15 protein-coding genes are annotated in these 18,884 nt (G+C 66.3%); 7 read left to right on the top strand and 8 right to left on the bottom strand.

From position 1 onward, the window contains the following. The first annotated feature begins 16 nt into the window (after nt 1–16). The 3 genes from hpnI to hpnK all read left to right on the top strand — a co-directional run bounded on the left by hpnI (nt 17) and on the right by hpnK (nt 3,596). Complete coding sequence (gene hpnI / locus WDM86_18025) at nt 17–1,159, top strand: bacteriohopanetetrol glucosamine biosynthesis glycosyltransferase HpnI (protein MEI9991922.1); 1,143 nt, start codon at nt 17–19, stop codon at nt 1,157–1,159. Between the two features lie 8 nt (nt 1,160–1,167). Next, complete coding sequence (gene hpnJ, locus WDM86_18020; GenBank protein MEI9991921.1) at nt 1,168–2,592, top strand: hopanoid biosynthesis associated radical SAM protein HpnJ; 1,425 nt, start codon at nt 1,168–1,170, stop codon at nt 2,590–2,592. Nucleotides 2,593–2,762: 170 nt separating this feature from the next. After that, nucleotides 2,763–3,596, top strand: a complete 834-nt coding sequence (gene hpnK / locus WDM86_18015) for a hopanoid biosynthesis-associated protein HpnK (GenBank protein MEI9991920.1) — start codon at nt 2,763–2,765, stop codon at nt 3,594–3,596. Between the two features lie 10 nt (nt 3,597–3,606). Here the strand turns inward: hpnK and WDM86_18010 are convergent, their stop codons facing one another. From WDM86_18010 to WDM86_17975, 8 genes are all read right to left on the bottom strand, one after another. Continuing rightward, entirely contained in the window at nt 3,607–4,935 is a 1,329-nt protein-coding gene (locus WDM86_18010; protein ID MEI9991919.1) for an MFS transporter, read from the bottom strand. A 76-nt stretch (nt 4,936–5,011) separates the two neighbouring features. Further along, a complete protein-coding gene (locus WDM86_18005) occupies nt 5,012–5,740 on the bottom strand; it encodes a glutathione S-transferase family protein (GenBank protein ID MEI9991918.1) in 729 nt (242 codons plus the stop codon). A gap of 5 nt (nt 5,741–5,745) precedes the next feature. Next, nucleotides 5,746–6,624, bottom strand: a complete 879-nt coding sequence (locus tag WDM86_18000; GenBank protein ID MEI9991917.1) for an SDR family NAD(P)-dependent oxidoreductase — start codon at nt 6,622–6,624, stop codon at nt 5,746–5,748. Continuing rightward, entirely contained in the window at nt 6,605–7,984 is a 1,380-nt protein-coding gene (locus WDM86_17995; protein ID MEI9991916.1) for an MFS transporter, read from the bottom strand. The genes WDM86_18000 and WDM86_17995 overlap by 20 nt, the downstream gene beginning before the upstream one ends. Then, nucleotides 7,984–8,868 carry a TauD/TfdA family dioxygenase gene (locus tag WDM86_17990; protein ID MEI9991915.1) on the bottom strand — a complete coding sequence of 295 codons (885 nt, stop codon included), beginning with the start codon at nt 8,866–8,868 and terminating at the stop codon, nt 7,984–7,986. The genes WDM86_17995 and WDM86_17990 overlap by 1 nt, the downstream gene beginning before the upstream one ends. Nucleotides 8,869–8,889: 21 nt before the next feature. Next, a complete protein-coding gene (locus WDM86_17985; GenBank protein MEI9991914.1) occupies nt 8,890–10,458 on the bottom strand; it encodes an AMP-binding protein in 1,569 nt (522 codons plus the stop codon). Nucleotides 10,459–10,467: 9 nt separating this feature from the next. Further along, nucleotides 10,468–11,247: a glutathione S-transferase family protein gene (locus WDM86_17980; GenBank protein ID MEI9991913.1), complete on the bottom strand. Its 780-nt coding sequence runs from the start codon at nt 11,245–11,247 to the stop codon at nt 10,468–10,470. An 11-nt stretch (nt 11,248–11,258) separates the two neighbouring features. Next, nucleotides 11,259–12,011: a glutathione S-transferase family protein gene (locus tag WDM86_17975; GenBank protein ID MEI9991912.1), complete on the bottom strand. Its 753-nt coding sequence runs from the start codon at nt 12,009–12,011 to the stop codon at nt 11,259–11,261. A 582-nt stretch (nt 12,012–12,593) separates the two neighbouring features. Between WDM86_17975 and WDM86_17970 the strand changes: the two genes are divergently transcribed. The 4 genes from WDM86_17970 (at nt 12,594) to WDM86_17955 (ending at nt 18,884) form a co-directional block, all read left to right on the top strand. Next, nucleotides 12,594–15,095 (top strand): TonB-dependent receptor, encoded by a 2,502-nt coding sequence (locus WDM86_17970; protein MEI9991911.1) that lies wholly within the window; start codon nt 12,594–12,596, stop codon nt 15,093–15,095. A 125-nt stretch (nt 15,096–15,220) separates the two neighbouring features. Then, the gene (locus tag WDM86_17965) at nt 15,221–15,946 is read left to right on the top strand and encodes a nuclear transport factor 2 family protein (protein MEI9991910.1); all 726 of its coding nucleotides are present in this window, start codon (nt 15,221–15,223) and stop codon (nt 15,944–15,946) included. A gap of 40 nt (nt 15,947–15,986) precedes the next feature. After that, a complete protein-coding gene (locus WDM86_17960; protein MEI9991909.1) occupies nt 15,987–17,453 on the top strand; it encodes a carotenoid oxygenase family protein in 1,467 nt (488 codons plus the stop codon). After that, nucleotides 17,454–18,884 carry an NAD-dependent succinate-semialdehyde dehydrogenase gene (locus tag WDM86_17955; GenBank protein ID MEI9991908.1) on the top strand — a complete coding sequence of 477 codons (1,431 nt, stop codon included), beginning with the start codon at nt 17,454–17,456 and terminating at the stop codon, nt 18,882–18,884.

The following is an 18,884-nucleotide window of genomic DNA, read 5'->3' as shown; positions in this document are numbered from 1 at the left end:
GGTGGAGCGCTTTCGCATGCATGTGCCGTTGCACAGCCTTGGCTGGCTTTTGGTTGCGTTGTCTCTGGCGGGCGCGCTCTACACCCTCTTGGCCGCGAGCATCGTGGGGCGCTTCGCCGCCGTCGCCGCGCCGGCGCCGAGCGCGTTTCCGCCGGTCACGCTGCTCAAGCCGCTGCATTTCGATTCGGTCGGGCTCGAAGAGGATCTCGATACCTTCCTCGCGCAGGATTATCCCGCGCCGATCCAGATCGTGTTCGGCGTGCAGGACGCGGCCGATCCGGCGATCGCGGTGGTGAACCACCTGAAGGCGCGCCATCCCGGCATCGACATCGCGCTGGTGATCGATCCGCGCCGCTACGGCTCCAACGCCAAGGTCTGCAACCTGATCAACATGATGGAGCATGCCAAGCACGGCGTGCTGGTGCTGAGCGATAGCGACATCTCCGTGCCGCGCGATTATCTGCGCCGGGTGGTCGGCGCGCTGCGCCAGCCGGGCATCGGGGCGGTGACCTGTCCCTATACCGGCCGCGCCGGCGCCAGCGCCTGGTCGACGCTCGCCGCGATGGGCACGTCCTATGAGTTTCTGCCCAACATGATCTTCGGCACCTGGTGGGGCGTCGCCGATGCCTGCCTCGGCTCGACCATCGCGCTCAGCAGGACGACGCTCGATCTGATCGGCGGCTTCGACGCGTTCTCCAATTACCTGGCCGACGATTACGAGATGGGCCGCGCCATCCGCCATCGCGGGATGCGCGTGCGCGTGCTGCCGATGGCGGTGACGCATCGCTGCACCGAGGAGACGCTGCGCGACCTCTTCCACCACGAATTGCGCTGGAGCCGCACCGTGCGCATCCTGCGCCCGGGCTCGCATCTGGGAACCATCGTGACCTTCCCGGTGCCGGTCGCGCTGATCGCGCTCGGCCTTCTCGGCGGAACCGTCCCCGGGATCGTCGCGGTCGCGGCGGCTTTGTTTGCCCGTTTTATCCTTAAGCGGCGTGTGGAAAAGGCCTTCGGCGCGGCTTCCGGGCCGAGCTGGCTGTTGCCGATCCGCGACACCCTCTCGCTGGCTGTTTTCATTACGTCGTTTTTCGGTCAGAAGGTGGCCTGGCGCGGCACCCGCTTGAAAGTCGAACCTTCCGGCGCCATGTCGCAATTGTAGAGGTCGGTATGAAAGCGCTTTTTCTCCAGGCACCCTCGTTCGACGGTTATGACGGCGGCGCCGGCGCGCGCTACCAGATGAAGCGCGAGGTGAAGTCGTTCTGGTTCCCCACCTGGCTGGCGCAGGCCGCCGCCATGGTGCCCGGGAGCAAGCTGATCGACGCGCCGCCGCACAATCTGTCGTTCAAGGACATCGAGGAGGATGTGAAGTCGCACGAGCTGATCGTGATCCATACCTCCACGCCCAGCTTCAAGTCGGACTGCAAGACGGCGGCGATGATCCGCGACATCAATCCGACCGCCAAGATCGGCTTCATCGGCGCCAAGGTGGCGGTCGAGCCGGTCGAGAGCATGGAAGCCTGCGGCGCGCTCGATTTCGTCGCGCGCAACGAATACGACTTCACGATCCAGGAGCTGGCGAACGGCGCCGACTGGTCCACCATCACCGGCCTGACCTATCGCAACGCGGCGCGCGAGATCGTCTCCAATCCCGAGCGCGAGATCCTGGTCGACATGGACAAGCTGCCCTCGGTGCTGCCGCTCTACAAGCAGCTCGACGTTAAGCAGTATTTCGGCGGCTACCTGATGCATCCCTACATGTCCTGGTACACCGGCCGCGGCTGCAAATCGCGCTGCACCTTCTGCCTGTGGCCGCAGACCATCGGCGGGCACAAATACCGCTTCATGTCGATCGACCGCGTGGTGGCGGACGTGAAATACGTCAAGGAGAATTTCCCCGAGGTGAAGGAGATCTTCTTCGACGACGACACGCTGACCGACAATCACGACCGCGTGGAGCAGCTCGCGCGCGCGCTCGGGCCGCTGAACGTTGTGTGGTCGTGCAACGCCAAGGCGAACGTGCCGCGCAAGACGCTGGAAGTGATGAAGGCGAACGGGCTGCGCCTTCTGCTCGTCGGCTATGAATCCGGCAACCAGCAGATCCTGCACAACATCAAGAAGGGCCTGCTCGTTCCCGTCGCCAAGCGGTTCTCGAAGGATTGCCACGAGCTCGGCATCGTGGTGCACGGCACCTTCATCCTGGGCCTGCCGGGCGAGACCCGCGAGACGATCCAGGAGACGCTCGCCTTCGCCAAGGAAGTGAACCCGCACACCATCCAGGTGTCGCTGGCCGCGCCCTATCCGGGGACGTTCCTCTACAAGCAGGCCAAGGAGAACGGCTGGTTCGCGTCGGACGTCGATCTTCTGACCGACGACGGCACGCAGATCGCGCCGCTCAACTATCCGCATCTCGGCCACACCGAGATCTTCGATTCGGTGGAGGACTTCTACAAGAAGTTCTATTTCCGCCCGTCCAAGATCATCGAGATCGTCAAGGAGATGCTGACCAGCCGCGACATGCTGGTGCGCCGGTTGCGCGAAGGCATGGAGTTCTTCCAGTTCCTCAGGAACCGCGAAGACATGATAGTCTCCTAACGTGCTACTGGTGTCATGGCCCGCGAATGCGGGCCACCCAGTTGAACGTGGTCGGCCATCTCAGGAAGTGCTCCGTCTTTGTCCGCTCGATCGGTATCGATGTCACCTGGATGGCCCGCATTCGCGGGCCATGACATCGTTTGTTTGGGGCGCAGCCCCGACAACGCGCCTTGAAATCCCTCATCGTCACGGCCGACGATTTCGGCGCCGCTCGCGAAGTCAACGACGCGGTCGAAGAGGCGCATGCCAACGGCATCCTCACCGCAGCGAGCCTGATGGTCTCGGCGCCCGCCGCCGGCGACGCGGTGGCGCGCGCCCGCGCCTTGCCGCGCCTGCGCGTCGGGCTGCATGTCGTCCTCGTCGAGGGCAGGCCGACGCTGCCGGCTTCGGCCGTGCCCGATCTCATCGATGCGTCGGGGAATTTCCGCAGCGACATGGCGGCCTCGGCCGCGAACATGTTCTTCCGCCCCAAGGTCCGCCGCCAGCTCGAAGCCGAAATCGAGGCGCAGTTCGATGCGTTCCGCGCGACGGGACTGCCGCTCGACCACGCCAACACGCACAAGCATTTCCATCTGCATCCGACCATCGCGTCGGCGATCCTGCGCGTCGGCAAGGCGCATGGCCTGCGCGCGATGCGCGTGCCGCTGGAGCCCAACGACGTGCTGCGCAAGGCCGATCCAACCGTGAAGCTGCCGTCGGCGCTCGCCACCGCGCCCTGGGCGACGCTGGCGCGGGCGCGGCTGCGCGCCGCCGGGATGCGCGTGCCCGACCAGGTGTTCGGCCTGGCGTGGTCCGGCGCGATGACGGCGGCGCGGGTGCTGGGACTGATCGAGAACCTGCCCGAGGGGCTCAGCGAGATCTATCTGCACCCGGCGACGGGTTCCTATCCCGGCTCGGCGCCGGGCTATCGCTATGCCGACGAACTGGCGGCGCTTGTCGCGCCGCGCGTGGTGACGGCATTCCGCAACGCCGGCATCGCCAAGGGCGGCTTCGCGGATTTCTAAAGGCCGCAGCCTATTTGGCGGCGTCGGGCCTGCCGGCGGTGTCGAACAGCAGCGGCACGCGGCGGATGAGGATCGCCGCCACCAGCAGCGGCGCGGCGAGCGCGGCGCAATAGACCGGCCGCGACCAGCCCGCCGCGATCAGCACGCCGCCGATATAGGGCCCGATCACGGCGCCCAGCCGGCCGACGCCGAGCACCAGGCCGGTGCCGGTGTTGCGCACCCGCACCGGATACATCGCGCCGATGATCGCGTAGAGCCCGCTGATCATCGCGATCATGAAGAAGCCGACCGCCGCGGCCAGGATCAGGAGCAGGGTCAGGTTGGTCCCCACCGCGCCGAACCCGGCGATGGCGGCGAAGAACAGCACCATGCAGAGCGAGGTGAGCTGGCGCAGCCCGGCCACGTTGGCGATGACGCCGAACAACAGGCCGCCGAGGATGCCGACGCCGTTCATCACCACCGCGCCGGAGATTCCGGTGGAGACCGACAGGCCCTGGTCGACCAGGACCTTCGGCGTCCAGTTCAGCATGAAATAGAACGGCAGCATCGTGAGGAAATAGGCGCAGACGATCAGCAGCGTGCGCGAGAAGAAGGCGCGGTCGAACACCGAAAAGGCGCCGAGCGCCTCGTCGCCCGTCGTCGCGGGCTCGGGCAGCACGGCGAGCGCGGCGTGTCCCATCCGGCGCAGCAGGACGTTGAGCCGCGCGAGCGCGTTGCGCGGCCGCCGCGCCAGCAGGAATTCCAGCGATTCCGGCAGCGTGACGAAGGCGACGGGGATCAGGACCGCGGACAGCGACGCGCCGAAGAAGAACACCGAGCGCCAGCCGTGATAGGCGATCAGGAACACCGCGATGGTGCCGCCGACCGTCGCGCCGATGGGATAGCCGACCGCCATGATGGCGATCGCGAGACTCTTGCGCTTGTCGGAGGCGTATTCCGTCACGATGGTGTTGACGCTGGAGAACAGCGCGCCGATGCCGAGCCCGGTGAACACGCGCAGCAGCGCCAGCTCCGTCAGGCCGTGCGCCAGTCCGCACAGCAGCATGCCGGCCGTGATGAGGCTGAGCCCGCCGAGCACCACGGTGCGCCGGCCCAGGATGTCGGCGAAGGGCGACAGGACCAGAGATCCGATCATCATGCCGGCGAGACCCGAACTGAACAGCAGGCCGAGCTGCGTCGGCGGCAGCAGCCACTCCTTGGCGATCTGCGGGCCGGTGAAGGCGATCGACAGCACGTCGAACCCGTCCAGCGCGTTGATCGCCATGCAGACGATGACGGCGGCGATCTGGAAGCGCGTCATCCGCCCATCGCGCACCAGCGCGCGCACATCCTTGCTCATTCCATCCCCTTCGGCGCTTGTTCGGCGCGTTATCCGTTCCGCAGGTTAGTGCCTCGCGCGCACCGGCGCCATATCGTTAGCCGCGGACCGGCGTCGGCATGGCGAGCGCGGCGGCGACGGCCGGCCGCGCCTTCGTCCGCGCATGCCACTCCATGACGCGGGGCGAGACCGCGTCGCTCATGATGTCGGAAAAGCGCGCGGGCATGTGCGCGGCCATGGCAAACATCGCGATGTCGGCGAGGGAATAATGCGGGCCGGCGAGCCACGGCCCGGACGCCAGCGCGGCCTCCATCTTGCCGATGCCTTCGGCCAGCGTGCGCCGCCACGCCGCCATCTGCTCCGGCGTATAGCCTTGCGCCGCGGCGATGCGCCATTTCTCGCGCTTCTCCTCGCGCGGGATGCGGGCGAGCTTGGCCTCGAACTCCTCGGGGCTCAGCTTGTCGGTGACGGTATGGATCATGAGCTGCCAGCCGATCTGGCTGAGGGCGATCCGGAAATACTCGTCGACATATTTGGTGAAGACGCGCATGCGCGCCGCCTCGACCGGGCTCTGGGGCCTGAGCGGCGGCGAGGGGAAGATCTGGTCGAGATATTCGTTGATGACGGTGGACTCGGTGATCACCGTTCCGTCATGCACCAGCGCCGGCACCTGGCCCTCGGGGTTGATCTTCAGGAAGGCGGGTTCGTGCTGCTCGAAGGCCTGGATGTCCATCAGGTGGCTGACGAAATCGACGCCCTTCTCCTTCAGGCAGATGAGCACCTTCAAACTGTTGGAGGCGGGCTCGGCGTGATAAAGCTCGAGCATGGCCGTCACGCCTTGCGCACGGGCCGGCGACGGCCCATCGCCCGGGCCTTTTCGGGGTCGCGCGGCTCGGGATAGGCGGCGAGGATGTCCTCGAACCGGCTCTCGCACCAACCCTTGAACTCGCCATGGGTGATGACATAGAGGCGGTTCTCGCGGATCGCGCCCACCACCATGCGGCCGGCCTCGATCGGCTCCAGCCAGTCCGCCGCGTCTTCGCGCGTCTCCAGCCGCGCCTCGACCTCGCGATACCCCGACTGCGCCTGATAGCGCGCCGGGCGGTTCTTGCCCGCCTCGCGGATGTTGGTCTTGAACGGGCCGGGCATCAGCACCGAGGTGCCGATGTCGTGGTCGGCCAGCTCGTCGCGCATCGCCTCGCTCATCGCCAAGGTGGCGGCCTTGGTCGTGGCGTAGATCACCGAGTCGCGCGGCGAGGGCGTCAGCGCGGAGATGGAAGATGTCGTGACAATATGCCCGCCTTCGCCTTGCGCGATCATGCGCGGCAGGAAGGTGCAGATGCCGTTGACGACGCCGCCCAGATTGACATCGATGCCGAAATCCCAATCGGCGAAGGTGGCGCCGACCAGCGGGCCGAGCACGCCGACGCCGGCATTGTTCACCAATACATGCACCTTGCCCAGTTTCGCGAAGGCCTCGTCGGCGCCGCGCGCGAACTGGGCGCGGTCGGTGACGTCCAGCTCCACGGCGACGACGTCGCGGCCCCGCTGGATCGATTCGAAGAACGCCAGCGCGGTCTCGATGTGATCCTTGCGGAAATCGGCGATCGCGACCTTCATGCCGGCCTCGACCAGCGCCCAGGCGATGCCGAGCCCCAATCCGCTCGCGCCGCCGGTGACGAAGGCACACTTACCTTCGAGCTGTTCCATGCTCAACTCCTTCCAAGACCTTCAGCCGCGACACTTCCCGTCCATAGGGCTTGACGCCCCAACTGATCGCAAGCACCGCGAGCGGCATCACCACGGCGGCGGTCCCGGCCAGCGCGAGGCGCAGCGCGTGTTCGTCGCGCAGGACGAAATCGGTCGTCGCCGCGATGAAACTCGGCCCGATGCCCTGGCCCGCCACTGTGTAGGTCAAGAGATAGAGCGCGGTGATGCGCGCGCGAAGATCGCCCGGCGCCACGCTCTGCAGCGCGGCGTTCTGGGTCGGCGCGCCCATCATGCTGAACATCGCCGACAGAAGCGCGCAGGCGGTCGCCAGCATCGGCGTCGGCATCAGCGGTCCCGCGACGATGAAGGGCGTCGCGGCGATCCACGAAATCTGCACCACGCGCACATTGGCCGCGTCGTCCTTGCGCATCAGCCGCTCCGCCAGCCAGGCGCCGAGCCACAGCCCGATGGGCGAGCCGATCAGCGCGGCAAGGCCGGTCGCCAGGCCGGCCTGGTGCGGCAGCCAGCCATAGGTCCGCTGGAAGAACGCCGGCCGCCACGCGGCGGTGCCGCCGCTTTCGATGGCGCTCAGGATCAGGCCGAGGAACATCGGCAGGAAGACGCGCCAATGCGCCGCGAGATATTGGAACAGCCTGGCGTCGGGAATGCCGCTCGCCTGCGTCGTGCCGGCCTTGCGCCGCGGCGGCTCCGGCACGGTCAGCATCAGCAGGGCGAACACCAGTCCCGGCAAGCCCATGATGACGAACACCATCTGCCATTGCCGGATCTCGCCGATCCAGGGAATGACAACGCGCGGCAGGTGGGTCAGCGCGGCGATGACGACCGATCCCAGGATCAGCGACAGGCCGGTGCCGGCGATGGTGCCCAGGATCATCGCGGCGATGGCGCGCGGCAGCTTCTCGCGCGGGAAATAATCGGCGATCAGCGAATAGGTCGCCGGGCCGTTGACGGATTCCGCCGCGCCGACCCCGACGCGGCAGAGGAAGAGCTGCCAGAAGGTCTGCGCCAAGCCGGTCAGCGCCGTCGCGACGCTCCAGCACACCACGCCGATGGCGAGGATGGCGCGCCGCGAGCGCGTGTCGACGAAGGTCGAGAGCGGCACGCCCAGCACCGCGTAGACCAGCGCGAAGGCGAAACCGAGCAACAGGCCCATCTGGCTGTCGCTGAGCGCGAGGTCGCGTTTGATGGGTTCGACCAGGAGCGAGAGGATGCCGAGGTCGAGTTGCGCCGACAGCCGCACCAGCGCCGTGACGAAGATCATGTACCAGGCGACGCGGCTCGCGGGCCAGGGCGGCTCGAGCGCGACCGACGGCGATGCGCTCGGCGTGCGCTGGTCCATCAGGCGGCCGCGTCCGCCGAGGTTTCCGGGCCGTATTCGTTGATCGTGGTGCGCCGCACGTCGCGCTTGTAGGCGTCGGATTCCAGCGGCGTCGCGCGATGCAGGGTGCAGCGATTGTCCCAGATCACCAGATCGCCCTGGCGCCAATGGTGTGCATAGATGTAACGCGGCTGCGTCGCGAAGGCGTAGAGCTCGTCGATGAGCGCCAGGGCCTCGGCCTCCGGCCATCCGACGATGCCGACCGCATGGCCGCCGACATAGAGCGCCTTGCGGCCATAGGGCATGGTGCGCACCAGGGGATGGGTGACCGGCGGCATGCTCGCGCGCTGCTGCTCGGTCACGCCGGTCAGTCCGGTGCGCTCGCGGCCGCGCCAGAAATCGTGGATCGCGATCAGATCGTCGATCTTGTCCTTCGTCGCCTGGGGCAGGTCGTCATACACCGCACGCGTGTCGATGAAGTGGGTGTCGCCGCCTTCCGGCGGCACGATATGGCCGAGCAGCAGCGACCACTTGGTCGGCAGGTGGTGGAAGGAACTGTCGCTGTGGAATTTCTCCGCGCCCTTGGCGAGTTTGCGGGCTTCCGACATGTAGGGAATGATGTTGCCGTTGGCGTCCAAATTCGACGCGTCGAACAATTCGCTCCTCAGCCGCCGCGCCGCATTGAAGCGGCCGAATTTGGGCGGCAGTTCGAGCGGCCCGAAGGCGCGGCTGAAGCGGATGTGATCGTCGTCGGAGACGCCGTCGGTGCGCAGGATCGTCACCGCGTATTTCGCCATCGCGTCCTCCACGGTGCGGACCAGTTCGTCGTCCGGCGGCCGCGCCAGATCGGCGCCGACGATCTCGGCGGCGAAAATCGGATGCAGGGGATTGACGGTCAGCGTCATGGCGTCCTCCCGATGATTAAGTCAGTGCACGTTTCGCTCCGCGCCCGCCCAGTACTTCGAGCGGATCGTCTTCTTGTCCATCTTGTTGTTGGCGGTCTTGGGGATGTCGTCCCAGAAGTCGACCGATTTGGGCGCCTTCACGCCGCCCAGCCGCGCCTTGCAATGCGCGATGATCTCTTCCTCGGTGACGTTCGCGCCCTGCGCCCGCACCACGACCGCCTTGATCGCCTCGCCCCATTTCTCGTGCGGCACGCCGATCACGGCGCATTGCGCGACGGAGTTCAGCTCCATCACGCAGGCCTCGACCTCGGTCGAATAGACGTTGAAGCCGCCGGTGACGACCATGTCCTTCTTGCGGTCGACGATGAAGACGTAGCCGTGCCTGTCGCGATAGGCGACGTCGCCGGTGTGGTGCCAGCCGAAGCGGCGCACTTCGGCGGTGGCTTCCGGCAGCTCGAAATAGGAATGGCTGACGAGCGCGCCGCGCACCACGATCTCGCCGGTCTCGCCGGGCGGGAGCAGATTGCCGTCGTCGTCCATGATGCCGACCTTCACCGGATAGGTCGGCTTGCCGGCGCTTTTCAGCCGCTCGGGATGATCGCCGCGCGCCGCCGCCGCGACGATCTCGGGCGGCAGCCAGGTGGTGATCAGCGGGCTTTCCACCTGGCCGTAGCACTGGCACATGCAGTCGCCGAAGGTCTCGACCGCCTGTTTCAGCTTCTCATGGCTGACCGGCGAGCCGACCAGCAGGAAGATCTTCAGGCTCGAATAATCGTAATCGTGGCGCCCCGGATGATCGAGCAGCGAATAGAGCGCGGTCGGCGGCAGATACAGATGCGTCGCCTTGTATTTCTGGATGTTCTCCAGCACGCCGGTCGCGTCGAAGCCCGGCATCACCACGATGGTCGCGCCGAAGCTCAAACAGGCGCTGCTCACCGGACCGGCCGCGTGGGTCAGCGGCGCGGTGACGAGGCAGACCGGATCGACCGTGTCGCGGCGCCAGAAATTGGCGCACATCTCCTGCATCGTGCCCCAGCCGAGATTGGTGACGTTGACGCCCTTGGACGGGCCCGTGGTGCCGCCGGTCGGGAAGATGCCGACCACCTCTTCCAGATTGCAGAAGGCGTCGCATTCGTCGACGAAGGCGCTCGCCTCGCCTTCCTTCAGGAAGGCGTCGAGCGAGGGATGGCCGTCGTCGTTGCGGTCGATGCAGACGATGCCGCGGATCGAGGGCACCTTGGCCGCCAGTTCGCGGGCCTCCTCGCGATATTGCGAATGGTAGAACAGCCAGGAGACGCGGACATAGTTCATGTACTGGATGTTCTCGGCCAGCCCGTTGCGGGCGTTGACCGGAATCCATTTCTCGCCGGCGCGCCACAGGCCGAGCAGGCAGACCAGCACGCCCCAATGATTCGGCCCGTAGATCGCGATCGGCTCCTGCCGCTTGACGCCGTTGACGCGCAACGCCGAGGCGAATTTGAAGGTCAGGTCCTGCAATTCGCGGAAGGTCAGCTTCTTGTCGCCCTCCACCAGGGCGAGCCGATCCGGATCGATGTCCACGCCGCGGTCGAAATAATCGATGGCTCTCATATGCGATGTCTAACCCCAGCGGCTGTGTTCGGGACCCGGCGTGTAGGCCTGGCGCGGTCGGCCCGTCTTGCCGGCGCCGAGCGCCGCCTTGACGGCGGGTCTGAGGCCGATCTTGCGCAGCCAGGATCGCGTGCGGGGCGCGTCGTTCAGAAGATCGGGCGCCAGGTCGCGCAGCGGATCGATCAGGCTGAAGCCATCGATGTCGGCCAGCGAATAGGCCGAGCCGACGAGCCAGTCCGATTTCGCCAGGCCCTCCTCGATCTTGGCGACGCCGATCGCCGCCTTGCGCCGGCAATCCTCCAGCAATTCGTCGGAATAGGAATCGTCCAGCGCCGCGCGCCAGCCGGCCCGCTGTTCCTCGGTCGGCATCGCGGCGATGGCTTTCTCGATCTCGCCGCGGTCGCGCGCCGCCAAGGCGGGGGCGAGATATTTCTTGGCGCCGAGCGTGCTGACGGAAGGCGCGACCGCCTCGTTCAGGAAACGCGCCCAGGACAGAACCTCCCAGCGGCCATAGGCGCCGGCCGGCCGCAGCGGCGTCGCCGGCGCCAGCTCGTCGAGGAACAGGGTGATAAAAAAGGACTCGGTCATCGCCGTACCGTCGCTCACCAGGATGGGGCCGTCGAGTTCGGGATTGTAGGCGACTTCGATGTTGCCCGCGAAGGGCAGGGCGTAGTGCTCGAACTTCAGGAAATCGACGTAGTGGCTCGTGAAGGGGATGTTCTTCTCGTTGAGCGCGATCAGCACCTTCAGCGAGAAGGTGTTCGGCTCCCAGTGATACAGATCGAGCATGGCCAAGCCTTTCAGCCGTTCAGATAGGTGACGCGGCTGGCCATCGGGGTGCGGCCCATGGCCCAGGTCGCCTTGGTCGCGGGGCGCGCATAGATCCTGCGCAGCCACGCCATGATGTGGGGCGTCTTCTCGTCGTTGCAGAGCTGCGGCTGCGCCAGCGGCAGCGCATAACCGAGATTGAACCCGTTGATGTCCGCCAGCGAATAAGTATCGCCGGCCAGCCAGGGCCGCGACGCGAGGGCTTCTTCGAGGCATTGGATACCGATGCCGGAACGGCGGCGCGATTCGGCGAGTTCGGCTTCCGAGAAGGTGTTGTAGATCGCCTTGGACCAGGCGATGCGGCGCTCCTTCAGCGGAATGCGGTCGATCGCGGCCTTGAGCTCGCCCGGATCGCGCGAGCGCACCGAGGGACCGACGAACACGCTCCAGCCGATCATGCTCACCGAGGGCGCGAAATACTGATCGAAGAAGCGCATCCACCAGCGCATGCGCCAGCGCTCTTGCGGCGCGGCGGGGCGCAGCGGCGGGCCGGGAAACGCCTCGTCGACATATTCCATGATCGCGGTCGATTCGGTCAGCACCATGTCGCCATGGACCATCGCCGGAATCGTGCCGTTCGGATTGACCGCGAGATATTCGGGCTTGTGCTGATCGAAGTTGAGAAGGTCCAGGTAATGGCTCTCGAACGCGACGCCCTTCTCCTTCAGCGTCAGCATGGGCTTGCCGGAATTGGCGTTCGGCTCCCAGTGATAAAGTGTCAGCATGTGTTCGAGCCTCGGACGCGCGGTCGAGAGAATCTTTGCGCGCCAACCTGTTCGACGCTTCGCTCACACTGAAGGACGAACTCGCTAATTCGGAACCGTCGGGCGCGAAGACGAAAACGTCGGGTGCGAAAACAGAAATTCGCAAAGCGCGACTTTTCCGCAACCAATGGCGCCGTCTATTGCGGTGCACCCAACAGCCCGTTCCAAGGGCGAACGACGACTCTGCCGCCGGAGAACTCAGGGCAGTATTTCCAGCACCTGCCGTTAAGACTCCAAGCAGAGTTCGACCGGTGTTCAACGTCTTTCCTTCGTAAGCTCGGCACACGGACTGTTTGCGCCGACCACGCTTATGCTATTTTGCCGCAACAAAGAGTCTGGTGCGCCAAGCGTGTACCGATCACAGCGGCCAGGGCCGCTATCAGGGAGGGGCTTATGCCTGTAGTTCATCAAACGAGGAATCGTACCCGCTCGCGCGTTCTGAGCGGTCTGTTCGTTGGCGCATCGACTCTCGCAATCGCCGCCGGCCTTGCGACACCGTCCGTCGCGGCGGACGCCACCGCGGGCGGCGGCATCGAAACCATCGTGGTGACCGCTCAGTACACGGAGCAGAATCTCCAGTCCACGCCGCTCGCCATCACGGCCGTCACCGGCGCCGATCTGGAGGCCCGCGGCATCAACGATTTGTCGCAGCTGGGCACCTCCATCCCCGGCCTGTCGCTGACCAAGGCGCCGGCGGCGTACGGCAACGGCGTGCAGACCTATATCCGCGGCGTCGGCCAGTACGACACGGCGTTCGCCAGCGAGCCGGGCGTTGGCTTCTACATCGACGACATCTATTACGGCACGATGTCGGGCTCGGTCTTCGACCTGATGGACCTGAACCGCGTCGAAGTGCTGAAGGGGCCGCAGGGCGTGCTCGGCGGCAAGAACGACATCGGCGGCGCGATCCGCATGATCACCCAGAAGCCCGGCGACGACAATGCCGGCTATATCGAGGCGACCTATGGCTCGTTCAACGAGATCAACGTCAAGGGCGCGATCGACTTCACGATCATCCCCGACCATCTGTTCGCGCGCGTGTCGGCGACGTCGCGCCAGCAGGACGGTTATGTGAGCGTCATCGACTATGCCTGCGCCCATCCGGCGACGGCCGGCTCGCTGGTGCCGGTGACGACACGGGCGGACTGCAAGGTCGGCACCCAGGGCGGCACCGATGTCGACGGCGCCCGCCTGGCGCTGCGCGCGGTCTTCACGCCGCAAATCGAGGATAATTTCTCGGTCGACGTGATCCGCGACAATTCCGAATCGCAGCCCGACGTGCTGTACGCGGCCGATCCGGGCACCGCGGCCGATCCGACCGGCGCGACCGGCAACGTCTACTACAATCGCGGAAACGGCGTGGTGTCGGTTCCGCGCGCGGTCTTCGTCGGCCTAAACTCGGACGGCGCCCCCGTCGCCGCGACCGGCATTCCGACCTGGAATAACGCGAATACGCCGCCCTTTCCGCCCGGCCCGATCGCCGCGTACGGCATCCCATGGGACCAGCGGTTCATCCCCGCCAATCCCTACACGACGACCTACGGCACCTATCGCAGCCAGGCGGGCCTGGATTACAACGAAGGCGCGCAGATGCACGCCTACAGCCTGACCAACGTCTTCGACTGGCAGATCATTCCGCAGGTGCATTTCAAGTCGATCACCGGCTACCGCTACTACAACGGCGCGTACTCGAACGACTCCGACGTGTCGCCGATGTCGTTCCAGCTCACGACGACCTATCCCACGAACCGCGAATTCCAGCAGGAAGAGCGCTTCACGGGCAAGCTGTTCGACGACAACCTCGAATGGACGGCCGGCTTCTTCTATTACGACCGCGTCAATCATGCGCACGGCCCCGTCATCCTGGACGCCGACTATGACGAAGGCTCGACGTTCCTGGTGTTCGAGCAGAACGACCTCTACACCACGGTCAACCGCTCGGCCTACGCCCATGCGATCTATCACATCTGGGACAATCTCGAGATCTTCGGCGGCGCCCGCTACACGGTCGAATCGAAGACCTATTACTTCGATCACTCCGGCGTGGTGCCGGGCTATCCGATGGGCGGCTTCTTCCGCGCCACGGTCGATCCGACGCTGGACTGCAACCTGTTCGCCGGCCATGCCTGCGATCACTCGATCCACCCGGCGCTGACGCCGCATACCTCCCGCACCGACCGTCCCGACTGGCGCGGCGGCATCGACTATCACGTCACCGACGACATCATGACGTATTTCCAGTACTCGACCGGCTATCGCACCGGCGGCACCAACTCGCGTCCCTTCGCGCCGGATCAGCTCAACAGCTACGGCCCGGAATCGATCGCGAGCTATGAAATCGGCGCCAAGACCGACTGGTTCGACCACCGGCTGCGCGTCAACGTCGCCGGCTACATCTCCGACTACTCGCACATCATCACGCCGCTCGCCGAGACCGACATGAGCCTCGGCTTCCCGCTGCCCGAAGTCCTGTATGTGAACCTGGGTTCGGCGCGCAACGAAGGCGTCGAGCTGGAGGCGACGGCGGCGCCGATCGACAACCTGCTGATCGACGCCAGCTACTCCTACATCCACACCACCTCCAACCCGGCCCCGGGCGCGGTGCCCGGCTATCTGGACGGCTGCTCGGCGGCGGCCGTCACCGCCGGCATCTGCCCGCAGGTCGCGGCCGGCACGGTGCGCGTCGGAACCCATGGCATCCTGATCCCGAGCCAGCAGCTCCATCTGGATGCTCAGTACACGATCGATCTGGGCGAGGGTGTCGGCTCGGTGACGCCGCGGCTGGATTATTCCTGGGAGTCGACCGTCTATCAGGACGCCAACAACAATCCGTACACGGCAATTCCGGCGCACGGCATCCTCGACGCCCGGATCACCTGGGAACCGAGCGCCGGCGGCTGGCAGTTGTCGGCGGCCGTCACCAACCTGACGGACAAGAAATACTTCCTGGACATGACGGACTTCGCGGTGTTCGGCGAAGGCACGGTGGAGGCGCAGCCCGCCCAGCCGCGCGAATGGATGCTCACGCTGCGCAAGGCGTTCTGATCTAGTCTAGGAGTCCTTCTCTCGGGGCGCAGAACGCACGCAAATGCGGCCTGCGCCCCGATTGTTTTTGTTGCATACCAACGACAAGATGAAGGCGCGCATCGCGCTCAGGGAAACGCACGAAAATGACCACCGAACAAAAAGTCCAGGAACTGGAATCGACCGTCGCCAAGCTCGCGGGCCGCGTCGGCATCCTCGAAGACGAAAGCGCCGTGAGGCGGCTGCAATACACCTATGGCTATCTGATCGACAAATGCCTGTACGACGAAGCCGTCGACCTGTTCGCGAAGGACGGCGAGGTCCGCTTCATGGGCGGCATCTACAAGGGCAAGGAGGGCGTGCGCCGGCTCTATGTCGGCCGCTTCCGCAAGAACTTCACCAACGACTATAACGGGCCGGTGTTCGGCTTTCTGCTCGACCATCCGCAGATGCAGATGGTGATCGACGTCGCGCCCGACGGCAAGACCGCGAAGGTCCGCGGCCGCAGCATGATGCAGGCCGGCCGCCACGAGAGCATCGTCGAGGCCGGCACGCTGCCGCGCCAATGGTGGGAAGGCGGCATCTACGAGAACGAATACGTCAAGGACGGCGGCGTCTGGAAGATCAAGGTGCTGGACTACAATCCGCTGTGGCACGGCAATTTCGACAAGGGCTGGGCGCACACACCGCCCAACGCCTATCCCTTCGCGAGCAAGACCTTTCCGGAAGACCCGCTCGGTCCCGACATCATCGCGCCGGAGCCGCATCGCCGGCTGTGGCCCGAGACGCCGGTGGTGCCGTTCCACTATCCGCATCCCGTGACGGGAAAGCCGATGGTGGCGCAGCAGCCCGAGCAGTGGCGCGCGAAATAGCGCGCGCGGCGTCAACGGTGCTTTGAAGGAGACGGCAGCCATGAGCGACAGCGTCGGGACCGGCGTGCATTTCCCGTCCCAGCCGATGGTGACCTTCGGCGGCGGCGGCAGCGCGGGCGGCGCCGTCAACCGCGCCGAGATGGAACTGTTCGACTGCGAGGTCGAGGGCGCGCTGCCCGCCGATCTCGACGGCGCGTTCTATCGCGTCGGGCCCGATCCGCAATATCCCAAGCAGCCGCGCTACGTCCACGACATCGGCTTCGACGCCGAAGGCCATGCGAGCATGTTCCGCTTCAAGGGCGGGCATGTCGATTTCAAGAGCCGCTGGGTGCGCACCCAGCGCTGGAAGGCGCAGCACGCGGCGCGGCGCTCGCTGTTCGGGATGTATCGCAATCCCTTCACCGACGACCCGTCGGTCAAGGGGCTCAGCCGCGGCACCGCGAACACCCAGGTGTTCTTCCATCACGGCAAGCTGATGGCGTTCAAGGAAGACAGCCCGCCCGTGGTGCTCGATCCGCATACGCTGGAGACGCTCGACGATTATTATACCTTCGACGGCGCGCTGGAGGGCGAGACCTTCACCGCCCATCCCAAGATCGATTCCGACACCGGCGAGCTGCTCGGCTTCGGCTATGAGGCAAAGGGGCTGGGTTCGACCGATGTCGAGATCCTGGCGCTCGACCGGAACGGCAAGCGCACCTGGCACACCTGGATGAACGTGCCTTATGCCGGCATGATCCACGACTTCGCGGTGACGGCCAGCCATGTCGCCTTCCTGGTCGTGCCGCTCGCGGTCGACATGGAGCAGATCAAGGCCGGCGGCCTGCATTATTCCTGGGATTCGACGCTGCCGACCTGGTTCGGCGTCTTGAAGCGCGGCGGCGACGGCAAGGACGTGCGCTGGTATTCCGGGCCGACGACGATGTGCACCCACACGATGGGCGCGTGGTCGGAAGGCGACAAGGTGTTCGTCGACATGGATGGCGGCGACGGCAACCAGTTCCCGTTCTTCCCGAACAAGCATGAGCCCTGGGACCCGGTGAAGGCGCAGGGCCGCATTCGCCGCTTCTCGGTCGATCTCGCCGACCGGGCGACGAACAGCTTCAAGATGGACATCCTCCATCCCGAGGTCGTCGGCTTCCTCGCGCGCCAGGACGACCGCTATCACACGCGGCCCTATCGCTACGGATTCCTCATGGGCAGTTCGGCGATGGGCGGCGGCATCGCCTGGCATAGGATCGACCATCAGACCGGCAAGGTCTCGACCTGGTCGCCGGGCCCGGACGCGCTGGTGAACGAGATGTGCTTCGTGCCGCGCAACAGGCGCGCCGGCGAGGGCGACGGCTATCTCGTCGGCATCGTGACCAGGACGGCCGAGCGCGGCCGCTCCGATCTCGTGCTTGTCGACACGCACGACCTGGCGGCCGGGCCGGTCGCGACGGTGAAGATGCCCCACAAGATCGTCGGCCAGGTCCACGGCTTCTGGGTCCCGGGCGAGGCGCTCTAGGTGGCGGCCGATTATCCCGAGCTCGGTCTTCTGATCGGCGGCGAACGGCGCGGCGGCCGCGACGGGGCCGATGTCGTCAATCCCGCGACCGAAGCGGTGCTCGGCCGGATTCCGTTCGCGACATCGCGGGACCTCGACGACGCGCTGGCCGCGGCGCAGAGCGGCTTCGCGCTGTGGCGCGCCGTGCCGGCGCAGGAGCGCGGCCGCATCCTCAAAAAGGCCGCCGAGCTGATGCGCGAGCGGGCGCCGAGCCTCGCCCGCACCGCGACGCTCGAATCCGGCAAGCCGCTCGGCGAGACCCGCATCGAAGTGCAGATGTCGGCCGACATCATCGAATGGTATGCGGAGGAAGGCCGCCGCGCCTATGGCCGCCTGCTGACGACGCGCGCGCCGGGCACGCGCATGAGCGTGCGCAAGGAGCCGGTCGGTCCGGTCGCTGCCTTCGCGCCGTGGAATTTCCCGCTGGGCAATCCGGCCCGCAAGCTCGGCGCCGCGCTGGCCGCCGGCTGCTCGTGCATCTTGAAGCCCGCCGAGGAAACGCCGGCCTCGGGCCTCGGCGTGGCGCAGGCGCTGCTCGATGCCGGCCTGCCCAAGGGCGTGCTCTCCGTCGTGTTCGGCGTGCCCGATACGATCTCGCGGCATCTGATGGCCTCGCCGATCATCCGCAAGCTGTCCTTCACCGGCTCGGTCGCGGTCGGCAAGCACCTGATGAAGCTCGCCGCCGAGGGCATGAAGCGCACCACGATGGAGCTCGGCGGCCATGCGCCGGTCCTGGTGTTCGGCGATGTCGATGTCGAGAAAGTTCTAGACGAGGCGGCCGCGGCCAAGTTCCGCAACGCCGGACAGGTCTGCGTCTCGCCGACGCGCTTCTATGTCCATGACAGCATCCATGCGCGCTTCGCCGAAGGGTTCGCTGAGCGCGCCCGCGCCTGGCGGGTCGGCGACGGCCTCGCCGACGGCACCCAGATGGGCCCCTTGATCCATGCCCGCCGCCGCGAGGCGATCGACGCGCTGATCCGCGACGCCGAAAGCCACGGCGCCACCGTGCTGGCCGGCGGGCGCCGCCTCAACCAGCCCGGCTGGTTCTTCCAGCCGACCGTGCTCGCCGACGTGCCCGACGGCGCGCGCGTGATGCGCGAGGAACCGTTCGGTCCCATCGCCATCGTGAACGCCTTCTCCGACACCGAAGCGGTGATCCGCGAGGCCAACCGCCTGCCTTACGGCCTCGCCGCCTTCGCCTTCACGCAGAACCTTGGCGTCGCCAACCGGCTGGGCGACGCGCTGGAGGCCGGCATGGTCGGCGTCAACACCTTCCGCATCTCGGTGCCCGACTCCCCGTTCGGCGGCATCAAGGAAAGCGGCCACGGCTCGGAGGAAGGCATCGAGGGTCTCGAGGCCTGCCTCGTCACCAAATTCGTCAGCGAGGCCTGA

It is taken from the genome of Rhizomicrobium sp. (assembly GCA_037200045.1).
In the GTDB taxonomy this organism is placed as follows: domain Bacteria; phylum Pseudomonadota; class Alphaproteobacteria; order Micropepsales; family Micropepsaceae; genus Rhizomicrobium.
This window is presented reverse-complemented; position numbering and strand designations above follow the sequence as displayed.

Coding starts and splice junctions, on each gene's coding strand:
- hpnI (MEI9991922.1), top strand. CDS start 17: ATGCATGTGCCGTTGCACAGCCTTGGCTGGCTTTTGGTTGCGTTGTCT.
- hpnJ (MEI9991921.1), top strand. CDS start 1,168: ATGAAAGCGCTTTTTCTCCAGGCACCCTCGTTCGACGGTTATGACGGC.
- WDM86_18010 (MEI9991919.1), bottom strand. CDS start 4,935: ATGAGCAAGGATGTGCGCGCGCTGGTGCGCGATGGGCGGATGACGCGC.
- WDM86_18005 (MEI9991918.1), bottom strand. CDS start 5,740: ATGCTCGAGCTTTATCACGCCGAGCCCGCCTCCAACAGTTTGAAGGTG.
- WDM86_18000 (MEI9991917.1), bottom strand. CDS start 6,624: ATGGAACAGCTCGAAGGTAAGTGTGCCTTCGTCACCGGCGGCGCGAGC.
- WDM86_17995 (MEI9991916.1), bottom strand. CDS start 7,984: ATGGACCAGCGCACGCCGAGCGCATCGCCGTCGGTCGCGCTCGAGCCG.
- WDM86_17990 (MEI9991915.1), bottom strand. CDS start 8,868: ATGACGCTGACCGTCAATCCCCTGCATCCGATTTTCGCCGCCGAGATC.
- WDM86_17985 (MEI9991914.1), bottom strand. CDS start 10,458: ATGAGAGCCATCGATTATTTCGACCGCGGCGTGGACATCGATCCGGAT.
- WDM86_17980 (MEI9991913.1), bottom strand. CDS start 11,247: ATGCTCGATCTGTATCACTGGGAGCCGAACACCTTCTCGCTGAAGGTG.
- WDM86_17975 (MEI9991912.1), bottom strand. CDS start 12,011: ATGCTGACACTTTATCACTGGGAGCCGAACGCCAATTCCGGCAAGCCC.
- WDM86_17965 (MEI9991910.1), top strand. CDS start 15,221: ATGACCACCGAACAAAAAGTCCAGGAACTGGAATCGACCGTCGCCAAG.
- WDM86_17960 (MEI9991909.1), top strand. CDS start 15,987: ATGAGCGACAGCGTCGGGACCGGCGTGCATTTCCCGTCCCAGCCGATG.